Origin of the sequence: Rhodococcus sp. NPDC056743 (assembly GCF_042790355.1) — a bacterium.
Lineage (GTDB): Bacteria > Actinomycetota > Actinomycetes > Mycobacteriales > Mycobacteriaceae > Rhodococcus_F.
The window spans coordinates 155,430-169,643 of the sequence record NZ_JBHTZI010000010.1; the positions used below are offsets into that span (position 1 = coordinate 155,430).

Here is a 14,214-nt window from a genome sequence, read left to right on the forward strand (position 1 = left end):
GTACTGCGTGGTCGGCGCAGGCGACTGCGCGACGTGCAGGGCAAGATGAATGCAGCTTCGCGTGCCAATTTACGTTGCCGACCGCAAGTAGGGGGCAGGCAGTCTCACTCAGTCGTTGCCAAGCTCCTGTACTGCAGGTTTCGGGAGGCTGATCCACCCGACGCGATGCAGCGCCGCGCTGACGCGGGCAGTCATCGTCTGGGCCTGAGCGGCGTCCGAGACCTGGGGGAGATCGGGGAGTGGCCCGCCGGTCCATTCGCCCAGCGCCGCAGCGAGCACCGGCACTATCTGGCGGGCCGCGAGTTCGTAGCCGGCCGCCGACGGGTGGAAGCGATCAGCCGAGAACATGGTGTCGGGCGAAGCGAGGAATTCTTTTGCGAGCAGATCGGCCAGCGGAACGGCATGCCCGCCTGCAGCTTTTGTCGCCGACGCCTGCGCTGCCGCCAAACGATGTCCCCACTCGCGAACGACGGTTCGCAGCGGTTGCGGTATCGCGGTGACCACTCCCAAGTCGGGACACGTGCCCACCACAACGGCGGCGCCGCTCTCACGCAAGCGTCGCACTGCGTCACCGAGACGTCTGGCCGACGCTCGAACAGCGTTCTTGGCAGTCACGTCGTTTGCGCCGATCAGGATCACCGCCGCGTCCGGCGCTGCACCGGCAATGAACATGGCGTCGACCTGTCCGCTCAGCCCCCGTGACGTTGCGCCGCCGATGGCTTTGGTGCTCAAACGGATTCGCTTCCCGGTTTCCTCCGCGAGTAGCTTCGCGATCCGTACCCCCGGTACCTCGTCCGCCGTCACGGCCCCTACTCCGGCGGCTGACGAATCGCCGAAGATCATCAGATGGAGGTCGAAGGAAACACCACGCCACCACCGCTCCGGTGCGTCGACGCCCGGGGAATACACACCGTCTGCTTCGGGTGGTTTGGAGACATTGCGTCCGATCACGCCGCGTGCGGCACCGGCCTGCACCATCAGATAGTGGTAGGCCAGCCACGTGGCCGTGCCGGCGCTCGACCCGGCCACCACTGTGGCCACCGACGCTTTCACTCCGGTCCGACTCACAATGGTCAATCTAGCCGGATCGTGGCGCCTTCGCCCGACGTCTACGCGCAGCGATTCGTCGGATCTGGGAACATGGAGCGATGCGCATCGCGGAACACGTCGTAGACCTCATCGGCAACACCCCACTCGTCAAACTCACGTCCGTCACGGGCGAGAATTACGGCACCGTGGCAGCCAAGGTCGAGTACCTCAACCCGGGCGGTAGCTCCAAGGACCGTATCGCCGTCAAGATGATCGACGCAGCGGAAGCCTCCGGAGAATTGAAGCCGGGCGGCACCATCGTCGAACCTACTTCAGGTAACACCGGAATCGGCTTGGCGCTCGTCGCTCAGAAACGCGGATACAAGTGTGTGTTCGTCTGCCCTGACAAGGTCAGCGAGGACAAGCGGAACGTTCTGCGTGCTTACGGAGCCGAGGTGGTCGTCTGCCCCACAGCCGTCGCACCCGAGCACCCCAACAGTTACTACAGCGTCTCCGATCGCCTCACCCGTGAGATTCCGGGCGCCTGGAAGCCCAATCAGTATTCCAACCCGGGTGGACCGGCAAGCCACTACGAGACCACCGGCCCCGAGATCTGGGCTGACACCGACGGCAAGATCACGCACTTCGTCGCAGGCGTCGGCACCGGCGGAACCATCACCGGCACCGGCCGCTACCTGAAGGAAGTGTCCGGGGGCACCGTCAAGGTTGTCGGCGTCGACCCCGAAGGTTCCGTCTACTCCGGCGGCACCGGTCGCCCGTACCTGGTCGAAGGCGTCGGCGAAGATTTCTGGCCTACCGCCTACGATCCGTCCATCCCGGACGAGATCATTGCCGTATCTGATGCGGACTCCTTCGAGATGACGCGTCGTCTCGCCCGGGAAGAAGGCCTGCTGGTCGGCGGATCGTGCGGTATGGCTGTCGTCGCGGCACTCGAGGTCGCCAAGCGCGAAGGCCCCGACGCACTTGTTGTCGTGCTCCTTCCCGACGGTGGCCGTGGCTACCTGTCCAAGATCTTCAACGACCAGTGGATGGCGTCGTACGGCTTCCTGCGGACCCCGCTCGACGGCAAGGCAAATGTCCCCACCGTGGGCGACGTGCTGCGCGGAAAGTCGGGAGAACTGCCGGACCTCGTGCATACTCACCCCTCGGAAACCCTGCGCGACGCCATCGAGATCCTCCGCGAATACGGTGTGTCCCAGATGCCGGTGGTCGGTGCTGAACCGCCCGTCATGGCAGGCGAGGTGGCCGGCAGTGTCACCGAACGGGATCTGCTCAGCGCAGTTTTCGAAGGCCGTGCGCAGCTTGCCGATTCGGTCGAAAAGCACATGAGTGCGCCGTTCCCGCTTATCGGATCGGGTGAGCCGGTCTCGGCCGCGACCAAGGCACTCGGCGACACCGACGCACTCATGGTCGTGGACGACGGTAAACCCGTCGGTGTCATCACACGCCATGATCTTTTGGGATTCCTCAGCGCCGGATCCTGAGACATCCGAGTTTGTCCCCCGGACGGTAGGGTCAGCGCCCATGGGGGACAAACTCGTCGGCTGTATCGGTGTGCTTGCTGCCGTGCTGGTGGCAACGTCGTGTAGTTCGACGGTTGTGGGCACTCCGCAAGCGGCATCGGGGGCAAGGGCTACTGCGTCGACCACTGCCCCGCCGGGAAAGTCGGCACCGACGACGGCTCCTACGACGATCAAGCCGACGGTCTCTGTCGCACCTGCCTTCTCCGGGACGGTGAAGTGCTCGACGCTCATGCCGGCAGTCCGTGACATTGTCGAAACCTACGGCCCTCCGAACGACATGCCGAACGGGTGCATCTGGATGGACGGCGGCCGGTCCCTGGCGATCACGTCCTTGACGCTGGACAACTCGGAGAGCACGCGCAACACGATGGCGAAAAGCGGATACGACCTGCAGGATCCGCGACTGACAAAGCTGGGGGCGGTTGCCAAAGGTGGTCTGACGATCACTGTTCTTTCTCGTACCCACATGACCATGGTGTTGTACAGCTCGGACCTCACCGAGACCGCCGCGCTGGATGCGGCAATCAGAGTCGTGGAGTTGGTCGAGAACTGACACACCCCGCCCTACATCGACGGGGTGGCTACTAGTCTGGTGGACATGAGCGAGCAACGCAGCAAGGCCGACAACATCAGCTGGCAGGGTTTCTCCACGAAGGCGGTACACGCGGGCTACGAGCCTGATCCGCTGACCGGTGCCGTCAACGTTCCGATCTACGCGAGTTCCACCTTCGCGCAGGACGGTGTGGGCGGGATGCGCAGTGGATTCGAGTACGCACGCACGGGTAATCCCACTCGTCGACCGCTCGAAGCGAACCTTGCGGCACTCGAATCAGGTAGTTACGGTCGGGCTTTCAGCTCGGGCATGGCCGCCACGGACTGCCTCCTTCGATCCGTTCTGCGCCCGGGTGACCACCTCGTCATTCCCGACGACGCCTACGGCGGAACCTTCCGACTCATCGACAAGGTCTTCACGCAGTGGGGCATCGAGTACACCCCGGCTCCGGTGTCGGACGTCGACGCGGTGCGCGCGGCGATGCGCCCCAACACCAAGCTGGTGTGGGTGGAGACACCCACGAACCCGCTGCTCAACATCGGCGACATCGAACTCCTGGCCGAGGTTGCGCATGAGGGCAACGCAAAGATCGTGGTGGACAACACCTTTGCCTCGCCCTACTTGCAGCAGCCACTGCAGTTGGGTGCCGACGTCGCTCTGCATTCCACTACCAAGTACATCGGTGGACACTCCGATGTGGTCGGTGGCGCACTGGTCTGCGACGACGAAGAACTCGACCATGCTTTCGGGTTCCTGCAGAACGGTTCCGGCGGTGTCCCCGGTCCGTTCGACGCGTTCCTCACCTTGCGTGGCATCAAGACGCTGGCATTGCGGATGGAGCGTCACAGCGACAACGCCGAAAAGGTTGTCGAACTGCTCGACGGGCACCCCGCCGTCGCGAGTGTCATCTACCCGGGCCTCGCCTCACATCCGTCGCACAAGGTTGCGGCCAAGCAGATGCGCCGATTCGGCGGCATGATCTCCGTGCGGCTCGAGGGCGGCAAAGCAGCTGCTCTCGACCTGTGCTCACGCACCGAGATCTTCACGCTCGCAGAATCTCTCGGCGGCGTCGAATCGCTGATCGAGTTCCCCGGCGCCATGACCCACGCGTCGACGGCCGGTTCCGCGCTCGAGGTTCCCGACGACCTGGTTCGCCTGTCGGTCGGTATCGAGGATGCCTCCGACCTGGTCGGCGATATCGAGCAGGCGCTGGCGTAACTCTTTTTGCCGTGCGCCTTTGTTAACCGCGGGCGGTTAACAAAGGCGCACAGTGTCAGTCGTCCGGCCACCCCGCGAGGGTGGTGACTCGGAACTCTTGGTCGACCAAGCGGGCCGGACGGTCCAGCTTGTGCAGCCAATCGATGGCCGAGCCGCTCATTCCCACGGCTACCCGGCTCAGTGCTGCTGCCTCCGCACAGGATTCGGCAATCACCGATACCGTGCGCCACATGGATGTTGCCGTCGATTCCCGGGCAAGTGGCTTGACGGTGCTGGCCGTTGCGATGCCGCACCCCGAGGGAACGGCGACCTGGCACGTAGGGTCGCCCGGGAGATCTTGAACCTGAATCTGCCAGCCGCCTTCCGGTGACGGTCCAGCGACGGCTATGTCGCCGCCCAGAGCAACCAAAACGCCGCAGCCGAGAAGTTCGGCAGTGGTCGCGGCGCAATGATCTGCGGAACTGGCACGCGCGGTGGCGGAAAGATCGAGGGCAACGTCTGCTGGGCTGAATACCCGGTTGCCCTCGACGCGGATCTTCCACCAGGAGTGCGGATCTCGCGAATCGGCCGTCGGAGTGAGTTTGCCGTCGGTGAGGCGCGCGATCGCGAGTGCGTCGGTCAGGAAATGCGCAAACATCGGAGTGATGGCGGCGCCGTCGACTCCCAGGGCCGGCCCGGATCCGAATGTGCGGATCTCGGAGTCTGCGCGATCGCGGTTGGTTGCCGCATCGGCTGCGGTCAGGTAGCCCCGCACGAGATTTGCCGCTGACGCGAGGGCGGCGGGATCGGTGACGACAACTCGGGCTTGGACGCCCCAGGTGAGCCATTCTGTTGCGGCGCGAGGTGCGTTCACGAACCGTTGGAGACGGCGTCCGGAACTCCGAACCCGCTGGCTACGACCAGCCGCGATGCGGCCACATGATTCGAGGTGGTGTCGGTGGAGATGGCCGACGTCGTTGAACTGTCGGTGGGATTGGAAAGGAGGGATAAGCCGCCACTTGCGATGGCGCCCGCAACAGCCGTCGCAGCAAGTGCGAGGTGAACGGGTCGGTATGCCGAGGTGCGAGCCCGAGTGGGCCGTGTCCGATCGTCGCTCATGTCCACAGACTGCCCGCTGAACCTGAGAAAAGCCTTGGGGTATGTGGTCATTTGGGTAACGTCTGACTTGATAAATGAGACATTGGTTACAGGTTGGTGCGCCACCGGGGGTATCGAATGCATGTTCGAAATCGTAAACGGTGTCACCGACAGGTTCGGCCGGCTCGTGGATCGCTTGAGTTATCGGAGGTTTTTTGATGGCAGTGAGGATCCTGGCGATCACTGTGTCGATCGGTACGGCGTTGGGGGTGATAGGAGCAACTCTGGGGACGCCCGCCGAGGTCTCCGAGGTCAAGGCAGCTCCCGCCGCAGCTCCCGCCGCGGAGATCTCCCTGGCGTCCTGGAGTGGCCCGGCACGAACACAGGAGAATCCGGAAGGGCTTGTGCCGTCGGTGCCGTCCAATTTCCCCGGCGCTGCTCTGGCGCCGGTCGGTGCGGTCGCGGTATTTGCTCCGTGGGTCAAGAAGGCCGGCGCACTCTGTTCGGAGATAACCCCGGCAGTGGTGGCATCGCTGTATTCGACGCGCAGCGGCTTTCAATACGGCCCCGGCGCAGAAGTGTCGGAAGAGGGTGGGCGCGGGCCTGGCCGATTCACCACGGCAGCGTGGACGGCCTACGGCAAGGACGGCGACGGTGACGGCAAGATGGACATCTTCGGTGTCGCGGACCCCGTGATGACAACCGGATACCGGCTGTGTGAACTGGTCAAGCAGGCCCAGTCGTGGCAGCAGTCGGGGGAGGTTCAGGGCGATACCGTCGAACTGGCCCTGGCCGCATACGACGTCGGGCCCGAGGCAGTGCGGGCCGCGCACGGCGTTCCGCAGGATCAGGCTGCGGCGCCCTTCGTCGCGCAAGTCACGTCATTGCAGGATTCCTTTGCCCTGATGCTGGCACCGTTCAATTACAACAACCTCGCGGCCGCGGTGGGCGGTGTGGTCCAAGCCGGACTGAAATTCCTGGGACTGCCGTACGTGTGGGGTGGAGGCAACATCAACGGTCCGTCCATGGGCGGTTTCGACTGCTCGGGACTGACGTCGTACGCCATCCACGCCGCAACCGGAATCACCTTGCCCCGCACATCGGAAACCCAATGGGGCGTTGGCGTCGAGATCCCTCTCGATCAGGCCCAACCAGGTGATCTGCTGTTCGGAAACTGGCAGGCAGGCGGCCCGGGCCACGTCGCGATCTACGTCGGAAACGGTCAGATGCTGCACGCGCCGACCTTCGGCGACGTCGTGAAAGTCGGTCCGATCTTTGCGGGTATGAAGGCACGACGAGTGATCTAGGCAAGAAAAAACGTCGCCCGGACGCAGATGTCCGGGCGACGTTGTGTTTCGTGTGTAACTGATCAGCTGTGGTACGGCTCCGCGCTGACCAGGGTGACCTTCATGGTGCCGCCGTTGGGAAGGTTGTACTCGCGAGTCTCGCCTTCCTTGGCCTCGAGAAGTGCGCTACCCAACGGAGAGTTGGGGGAGTAGACCTCGAGCTTGGCGTCGCGCGCGCCCTCTTCGCGGGTTGCGATCAGGAAGGTCTCGGTGTCGCTCTCGTCGCCGTCGTAGTACACCTTCACTACCGAACCCGGGAGTGCAACACCGGACTGGGTGGGTGCTTCGCCGACCTTTGCGCTGTTGAGCAGATCCTGAAGCTGGCGGATCCGAGCTTCCTGCTGCCCCTGATCCTCACGTGCAGCGTGGTAGCCGCCGTTCTCCTTCAGGTCGCCCTCTTCGCGACGCTCGTTGATCTCGGCGGCGATGATGGGGCGGTACGCGATGAGCTGGTCGAGTTCCTTCTTGAGCCTGTCATGTGATTCCTGCGTAAGCCAGGTCACCTGGGTCTCGGTCATCTCGATCACTCCCTAGTAGTCGGAGCCGGGGGCTCCCTCGACAGATCACTGCGACAGCAATGAACTCACCGCAACAGCACTGAACTCACTGCAACAGCAATAAACAACGGCTCGAACGCGCCTGGGCTAGGCGTGATCTTGCCGTCAGCGCTGCGCTCGACGCCAACCTGGCCGTCAATGCAGCAATACACGGTTCCACCCGGAACCGTGTACCAAGCAATTCTATCACGCAGTACTACCCGCCCTGTCCGAACTCAAACGTCGGACGGGGCGGGTGGTAGGCGCAGTCAGTTTTTAGTCAGATACTCCGGGACATCGAGGCTGCAGCCGAAGACGTCGGCCATGCCTGGTGGGAGAGACGTCTTGATCTCGGTGTTGAACTCCAGGGTCTGGTACGTCGTCGCGGGAATGTAGACCTCGCGACGACCGGTTTCGGATCCGCCCTTGGAGCGGGCGCGAACGATGCAGACAGCTTCCTGGCTGGGATCGTCTCGCGTGACGGTGAACCGGATCTTCATGGTTGTGTCGTCGGCGATGTCGTACGAGATCGTCTCGGTCGTGATCTCTTTCGCCGAGAATTTGGTGTATCCGATGTAGGCGACGCCGGTGCCGACAACGATGACGAGGGCCGTCAGAGCCCACACGATCCACTTCTTGGAACCGCCCGTGCGAGTCGCGCTCGGGTACCGATCTTGGGGAAGCGTATTACTCATCACTCTGCTCTCGAAGACTCGAGTTCGTGTTCTACGCAACCGCGGACTGGGGTCATGGCTGCATCAGGAACTCTCGGGTGGAACTATAGAGGACGCGCCCACTGGCGCTGCCGGTAGGTTTGACGGCAAGAGTTCGGAGCAGATGCCGGTAACGGCTACAGGTGAAGTTGAGGTGAACGAACACGTGAGCGGATTCCGGCTCATGGCCGTGCATGCCCATCCCGACGACGAGTCGAGCAAGGGCGCGGCCACCACCGCCCGTTATGCAGCCGAAGGCCACGAAGTGATGGTCCTGACGCTCACCGGGGGTGAACGTGGCGACATTCTCAACCCGGCCATGGATGTCCCCGGCGTCCGCGACCGCATCAGCGAGGTGCGCCAGGAAGAAATGGCGGAAGCTGCGCGGATTCTCGGCGTGCAGCACCGCTGGTTGGGGTTCGTCGACTCGGGTTTACCTGAGGGCGATCCGTTGCCGCCGCTTCCGGAGGGCTGCTTTGCCTTGGTGCCGCTCGAGGAATCGACGCGGGCGCTCGTCAAGGTTTTTCGCGAATTCCGTCCGCACGTCATCACGACGTACGACGAGAACGGTGGATACCCGCACCCTGATCACATTCGGTGCCACGAGGTGTCGATGGCTGCGTACGAAGCGGCCGCCGATCCCGAATATCACCCCGAAGACGGTGAGCCGTGGGAGATCAAGAAGGTCTACTACTCGCACGGTTTCATCCGTAAGCGTCTCGAACTTTTCCAGGAAGAGTACGAGCGTCGCGGAGAGCCGTTCCCGATGGCGGATTGGCTCAAGAAGTGGAAGACCGAGCGCGGCGACATGATGGTCCGGGTCACCACCCAGATCGCCTGCGGCGATTACTTCCCCCAGCGCGACGACGCTTTGCGCGCACATGCGACGCAGATCGACCCCAACGGTTCGTTCTTTGCAGTGCCGCTCGAGATCCAGCAGAAGATCTGGCCCACAGAAGAATTCGAGCTCGCGAAGACGCGGGTTTCTACGTCCATCCCGGAAACCGACCTGTTTGCAGGTCTTGAAGAGGACGTCTGAAAGTGAATGCACTATCTGCCGAGTTGGTAATCGGCACAACACAATTGCTCGCACAGAGCCCGAGTAACCCCTCGGGGCCTGAGTTCGGCAAGTCGTCGCCGGTCGGACTGGTTGTCGTCCTGGCACTGTTCATCGGTGTGATCCTGTTGGTCGTGTCGATGAACCGTCAGCTCAAGAAGTTGCCGGAAACTTTCGAGCCCGAGCACCCGGAAGCCGATCAGCAGTTGGACGAAGGAACGGATCGTGGTGCGATCGCCACGCCGGAAACGGACGCCGGCGACGCATCGACCGAGAAGACTCCCAAGCACGATTCCTGACGCGAGCGAGGTAGGGCACATGGACCCACGGATGAAGAACAATCTGGGTGGGTCCACCAGCCCCTACCTTCGTCAGCACGCCGACAATCCGGTCCACTGGCAACAGTGGGGACCGGCGGCGATGGCGTGGGCACGTGAACGTAACGTGCCGATTCTGTTGTCCGTCGGCTACTCGGCGTGCCACTGGTGTCATGTGATGGCCCACGAGTCGTTCGAGAACCCTGATATCGCGGCGATCATGAACGACAATTTCGTCTGCGTGAAGGTGGACCGCGAAGAGCGGCCGGACATCGACGCTGTCTACATGAATGCCACCGTCGCGATGACAGGTCAGGGCGGCTGGCCGATGACGTGCTTCTTGACGCCGGACGGTTCGCCGTTCTACTGCGGCACGTACTACCCGCCGGCCCCGCGCGGTGGAATGCCTTCGTTCGTACAGGTTCTCGAGGCAATTGCCGAGACGTTTGCCAACCGCCGCGGCGAGGTCGACGATGCTGCGGCGTCGATCGTGACGGAATTGCAGCGCTCGTCGGGGGGAATCCCGTACAGCGGGGCGCCGATCGATGCCGGGCTGCTCGACGCCGCCGGGCTGGCGATTCTCGGCGACGAAGATCTACCGCGCGGCGGGTTTGGCGGCGCCCCGAAGTTTCCGCCGTCCGCCTTGCTCGAAGGACTGCTGCGGCAGTTCGAGCGGACCGGTTCGGACGATGTTCTCGGTGGACTGCAGCGCACTGGTGAAGCCATGGCGCGCGGCGGCATCTACGACCAGTTGGGCGGCGGTTTCTCGCGATACTCCGTCGACGCGGAGTGGGTTGTGCCGCACTTCGAGAAGATGCTCTACGACAATGCTCTGTTGCTCCGGTTCTACGCGCACTGGGCACGCCGGACAGGTTCGGACCTGGCAACCCGTATCACCGCGGAAACCGCAGGCTTCCTTCTGAGCGAGCTGCGGACCGAAAACGGCTGCTTCGCTTCGGCGCTGGACGCGGACACCAACGGTGTCGAAGGACTGACATACGTGTGGACGCCCAATCAGCTGATCGATGCGCTCGGGGAGGATGACGGACGGTGGGCGGCAGAGTTGTTCCGTGTCACCGACACCGGCACTTTCGAAGAGGGTGCGTCGGTGCTGCAGTTGCCGAGCGAACCGGACGACTGGTTGCGCTGGCAGAAGGTGTCCGATGCTTTGCGTGCCGTGCGAGGTGACCGTCCGCAGCCGGGCCGAGACGACAAAGTGGTGACCGCGTGGAACGGGCTGGCCATCACAGCGTTGACGGAAGCCGGGCTTGCACTGAATCGGCCCGAATGGATTGAGGCTGCAGCAGATTGCGCACACACCATTGTGAGCCTGCACCTCGTCGATTTCGGCTTGCGTCGTGCATCGCTCGGTGGTGTTGTGGGTGAGCCCACCGCTGTACTCGAGGACTACGCAGCCCTGGCCACCGGACTCCTGGCGCTGTACCAGGCAACCGGGCAATCGGAGTGGCTAGACACGGCGCAGCAGTTGCTCGACCTCACGCTTGACCATTTTGCCGATGCCGCCGAGCCCGGAAGCTGGTTCGACACAGCCGATTTTGCCGAAAGTCTGGTGACCCGGCCACGCGATCCGCTGGACGGCGCAACGCCGTCGGGAGCGTCGAGTATCTCGGAGGCGCTGTTGACGGCGGCCGCGCTTACCGAACCCGAGCGTGCCTCGCGCTACTCCCAAGCGGTGGCGGACTCCCTTGCGCGTGCGACGCTGCCGCTCGAGCGTGCGCCGCGTTCTGCCGGGCACTGGCTGGCGGTCGCGGAAGCGTCGTTGCGCGGTCCGATTCAGGTAGCTGTTGTCGGTGACGGTGATCTGCTGGCGACCGCCCGTCGACTCGCCCCCGGCGGCGCCGTGATCGTCGGGGGTGAGCCGGATTCCTCACCGCTGCTGGCAGATCGGCCGCTGGTAGACGGCAGATCGGCTGCGTACGTCTGCCGAGGCTTCGTCTGTGACCGCCCGGTCACAGACGAAGCGGGCTTGGCGCTTGCGCTGGCACACTGAGCGGGTCGCTCGCCCTGGCACACTGAGCGGGTCAGGACTTGGCGTGTCGCTTGGCCAACATCCAGCGTGAGATCTTCATGTCGCGAGCTTTCCGCTCGATGGTCAGTAGATCCAGTGGTGCGCTGAACTTCTGAACAGCCATCGATTTGACGCTGCTGAACTCGCGCAGACCGTCGGCTCCATGGATGCGGCCGAATCCGGAATCGCCGACTCCGCCGAACGGGAGGGCAGCGATTCCGGCAAATCCGAGAACCGAATTGACCGTGACCACACCACATTCGAGCTTCTCGGCGATTGCCCGCCCCTTTGATGTGCTCTTCGTGAACACCGACGCACCCAATCCGTACTTCGACGCGTTCGCACGCTCGATGCCTTCGTCCATGTCGGCGACCTTGTTCACGACGACGCTCGGTCCGAACGTTTCCTCGGTCACCGCGGTGGAATCCTCCGGCACGTCGGTCAAGACGATCGGATCGATGAACGGGCCACGGAAGGAATCGAGTCCGCCGAGAACAGCTTTGGCTCCGCGGCCGAGCGCGTCTTCGATCTGACCTCGCACGATTGCCGTCTGCTTGCTCAGCGTCATGGGCCCGTAGGTCGATCCGGCGTGGGCACCGCGCAGCGCCGCAGTGAGTTTCGCAAGGAAGGCGTCGTAGACCGGGGCGGCGACGTAGATGCGCTCGACACCGGCGCAGGTTTGTCCGGCGTTGCCGACCGCCCCGAATGCCGCGAAGCTCACGGCTGCATCAAGATTGGCGTCCGAGTCCACCAGCATGGCGTCCTTGCCGCCGCATTCGGCAACCAGGGGAGTCAGGGTGTCTGCGCACGCCGCCATGACGCGTTTTGCGGTGGCCGTCGAGCCGGTGAATGCAATTTTGTTCACCCCGGAAGAGCACAGCAGTGCGCCGGTCTTTCCGTCGCCGGTAATGGTCTGGAGGACAGGGTGTCCGGGTGCGGCGATGTTCCACAGGCGGGCCAGTTCGACGCCGACTCCTGGTGAGAGTTCACTGGGTTTGAAGACGACGGCGTTGCCGGCGGCCAGCGCGTACCCGATGGATCCCATCGGGGTGTACAGCGGATAGTTCCACGGACCGATAACACCGACGACGCCCATCGGCCGGTAGCCGACGGAGGCGGATTGGTTAGCGCTGATCAAGCCGGCACCGACGCGTTTGCGGCGCAACACCTTCTGTGCGTTGCGGGCGGCCCAGTCGAGGTGCTCGACTGCCAACATCACTTCGAGGAGTGCGTCGTCGCTCGGCTTTCCGGTTTCGGTGCTGATGATCGACGCCATCGAATCCGCATGGGCTGCAAGGGCGGCGCGGAAGTCGCCGAGGACCTTCTTTCGCCCGGCGAAACCGAGTTGATCCCACCAGGTGGCCGCAGTGTGTGCCGCGGCCACGGCCTTGGCTACTGCTGCCTGGCCGGAGACGGGATAGCGGGCGATCTCGGTGTCGTCGCGGGGGTCGACGCTCGCGAACGTGGGATCGCCCGATTTCGAGTCTGTGGACGTGCTGTGTCGGCCGAGCTGTTCGGTCATGTGTGTCAGATCCTCCAGAGTCGACGCATCACATATATGTGATGTGATTTACTGTGCTGGTAGTCACAGTATGCGTCGGACGGAGCTCCGACAAGCCTCCAGCCATTTCTCACTCGGGAGATTTCGATGTACATGGATTTCACGCAGGAGCAGTCTGATTTCGCCAAGTCGGTAGCAGCGTTCTGCAAGAAGGAAAGCGGTACCCGTGAGCAGCGGGATCTGCTGACCGATCACGGAGCGCATAACCACAACCAGGCGTTCTACGAGAAAATGGCGGAGCTGGGATGGCTCGGACTGACAGTGCCGGAGGAGTACGGCGGATCGGCCGGGAGCACGGTTGATCTGTGTATCTTCCTGGAGGAAGCGGCCAAGGGGATGGCCCCGATCGGCGGGCTCGGCCCGACGGTCATCACGGGGGCGGCGTACGAGAAGTTCGGCAGTCCGGCGCAGAAGGAGGTGGTCCTCGGCGGCATCGTTCGCGGGGCGTCGCAGTCGATTTCGATGTCCGAACCGGAGGCAGGTTCGGACGTCGGCAATCTGAGTTGCCGCGCCGAGAAGGTCGACGGCGGATGGCTGATCAACGGACAGAAGACGTGGTGTTCCAACGCGCACTTCGCCGAAAACATCCTGCTCGTCGCGCGCACGTCGAGAGGTGAGGGCAAGCATGAGGGCCTGACGATGTTCCACGTCCCGGCAGACATATCCGGCCTGAAGATCAGTGGAATCGACACCATGGGCGGCAAAGAAGTCAACGACCTCTACTTCACCGATGTCCTGCTGCCCGACGATGCTGTGGTGGGTGAGGTCGGCAACGGCTGGCGTCAGTTGATGGCCGGTCTCAATATCGAACGCCTCATCCTTGCCGCGATGATGCTCGGAACGGCGCAGCGCGCATTTGACGACACTCTCGAATTCATCACCACGCGCAAGCAATTCGGACGTCCCGTCGGGTCGTTCCAGGCACTGCGACACCGCGTGGCGGATCTGGCTACGGAGATCGAATGCGGCCGGTTGCTGGTGTACAGCGTCGCCAAGATGGTGGACGCGAATCCGACGAAGATGTTCCCGCGCGAAGCGTCGATGGCAAAGCTCAAGCTCACCGAGACCGCCAAGAAGGTTGCGCTCGAGGGCATGCAGATGATGGGCGGGTACGGTTACGCCACGGAATTCGACATGGAGCATCATGTGCGAAAGACTCTGGTGTCCTCCATTTATGGTGGTACCAACGAGATTCAGCGAGACATCATCGGCAAAACGTACGGACTGTGAGGAT

The 14,214-nt window shown here is 63.3% G+C and carries 14 protein-coding genes; 8 read left to right on the plus strand and 6 right to left on the minus strand.

Going from position 1 to position 14,214, the window contains the following annotated elements; all coding sequences use genetic code 11:
- Window positions 1-108 precede the first annotated feature (108 nt).
- The gene (locus tag ACFRFQ_RS23300) at window positions 109-1,068 is read right to left on the minus strand and encodes an SGNH/GDSL hydrolase family protein (protein WP_378662849.1); all 960 of its coding nucleotides are present in this window, start codon (window positions 1,066-1,068) and stop codon (window positions 109-111) included.
- Between the two features lie 80 nt (window positions 1,069-1,148).
- On the opposite strand from ACFRFQ_RS23300, the gene ACFRFQ_RS23305 reads away from it, so the two are divergent.
- Genes ACFRFQ_RS23305 through ACFRFQ_RS23315 form a run of 3 tightly spaced genes read left to right on the plus strand, consistent with a single transcriptional unit; the run spans window position 1,149 to window position 4,344 of the window.
- Window positions 1,149-2,534, plus strand: a complete 1,386-nt coding sequence (locus ACFRFQ_RS23305; protein ID WP_138872462.1) for a cystathionine beta-synthase — start codon at window positions 1,149-1,151, stop codon at window positions 2,532-2,534.
- Window positions 2,535-2,574: 40 nt separating this feature from the next.
- Window positions 2,575-3,126 carry a hypothetical protein gene (locus ACFRFQ_RS23310; RefSeq protein WP_378662852.1) on the plus strand — a complete coding sequence of 184 codons (552 nt, stop codon included), beginning with the start codon at window positions 2,575-2,577 and terminating at the stop codon, window positions 3,124-3,126.
- A gap of 45 nt (window positions 3,127-3,171) precedes the next feature.
- Complete coding sequence (locus ACFRFQ_RS23315) at window positions 3,172-4,344, plus strand: cystathionine gamma-synthase (RefSeq protein WP_378662855.1); 1,173 nt, start codon at window positions 3,172-3,174, stop codon at window positions 4,342-4,344.
- 55 nt (window positions 4,345-4,399) lie between these two features.
- Here the strand turns inward: ACFRFQ_RS23315 and ACFRFQ_RS23320 are convergent, their stop codons facing one another.
- Together ACFRFQ_RS23320 and ACFRFQ_RS23325 are read right to left on the minus strand one after the other, a co-directional pair.
- On the minus strand, window positions 4,400-5,197 hold the full coding sequence (locus ACFRFQ_RS23320) for an FAD:protein FMN transferase (RefSeq protein ID WP_378662858.1): 798 nt from the start codon (window positions 5,195-5,197) through the stop codon (window positions 4,400-4,402).
- Window positions 5,194-5,442 carry a hypothetical protein gene (locus ACFRFQ_RS23325; protein WP_378662861.1) on the minus strand — a complete coding sequence of 83 codons (249 nt, stop codon included), beginning with the start codon at window positions 5,440-5,442 and terminating at the stop codon, window positions 5,194-5,196. The genes ACFRFQ_RS23320 and ACFRFQ_RS23325 overlap by 4 nt, the downstream gene beginning before the upstream one ends.
- A gap of 197 nt (window positions 5,443-5,639) precedes the next feature.
- On the opposite strand from ACFRFQ_RS23325, the gene ACFRFQ_RS23330 reads away from it, so the two are divergent.
- Window positions 5,640-6,728, plus strand: a complete 1,089-nt coding sequence (locus ACFRFQ_RS23330) for an NlpC/P60 family protein (RefSeq protein WP_378662868.1) — start codon at window positions 5,640-5,642, stop codon at window positions 6,726-6,728.
- A gap of 62 nt (window positions 6,729-6,790) precedes the next feature.
- On the opposite strand, the gene greA is transcribed toward ACFRFQ_RS23330, so the two are convergent.
- Window positions 6,791-7,285: a transcription elongation factor GreA gene (greA, locus tag ACFRFQ_RS23335; protein WP_033234619.1), complete on the minus strand. Its 495-nt coding sequence runs from the start codon at window positions 7,283-7,285 to the stop codon at window positions 6,791-6,793.
- A 287-nt stretch (window positions 7,286-7,572) separates the two neighbouring features.
- The gene (locus tag ACFRFQ_RS23340; RefSeq protein WP_378662872.1) at window positions 7,573-7,998 is read right to left on the minus strand and encodes a DUF4307 domain-containing protein; all 426 of its coding nucleotides are present in this window, start codon (window positions 7,996-7,998) and stop codon (window positions 7,573-7,575) included.
- Between the two features lie 184 nt (window positions 7,999-8,182).
- Between ACFRFQ_RS23340 and mca the strand changes: the two genes are divergently transcribed.
- The 3 genes from mca to ACFRFQ_RS23355 are packed head-to-tail and all read left to right on the plus strand — an operon-like array spanning window position 8,183 to window position 11,401.
- Window positions 8,183-9,055, plus strand: coding sequence for a mycothiol conjugate amidase Mca (mca, locus tag ACFRFQ_RS23345; RefSeq protein WP_138873662.1), 873 nt, complete (start codon window positions 8,183-8,185; stop codon window positions 9,053-9,055).
- 2 nt (window positions 9,056-9,057) lie between these two features.
- Window positions 9,058-9,372, plus strand: a complete 315-nt coding sequence (locus ACFRFQ_RS23350) for a hypothetical protein (RefSeq protein WP_378662875.1) — start codon at window positions 9,058-9,060, stop codon at window positions 9,370-9,372.
- 19 nt (window positions 9,373-9,391) lie between these two features.
- Window positions 9,392-11,401 carry a thioredoxin domain-containing protein gene (locus ACFRFQ_RS23355; RefSeq protein ID WP_378662878.1) on the plus strand — a complete coding sequence of 670 codons (2,010 nt, stop codon included), beginning with the start codon at window positions 9,392-9,394 and terminating at the stop codon, window positions 11,399-11,401.
- A gap of 31 nt (window positions 11,402-11,432) precedes the next feature.
- Here the strand turns inward: ACFRFQ_RS23355 and ACFRFQ_RS23360 are convergent, their stop codons facing one another.
- The gene (locus tag ACFRFQ_RS23360) at window positions 11,433-12,941 is read right to left on the minus strand and encodes an aldehyde dehydrogenase family protein (RefSeq protein ID WP_378662881.1); all 1,509 of its coding nucleotides are present in this window, start codon (window positions 12,939-12,941) and stop codon (window positions 11,433-11,435) included.
- A 126-nt stretch (window positions 12,942-13,067) separates the two neighbouring features.
- On the opposite strand from ACFRFQ_RS23360, the gene ACFRFQ_RS23365 reads away from it, so the two are divergent.
- Window positions 13,068-14,210: an acyl-CoA dehydrogenase family protein gene (locus ACFRFQ_RS23365; protein WP_378662883.1), complete on the plus strand. Its 1,143-nt coding sequence runs from the start codon at window positions 13,068-13,070 to the stop codon at window positions 14,208-14,210.
- The last annotated feature ends 4 nt before the right edge of the window (window positions 14,211-14,214 follow it).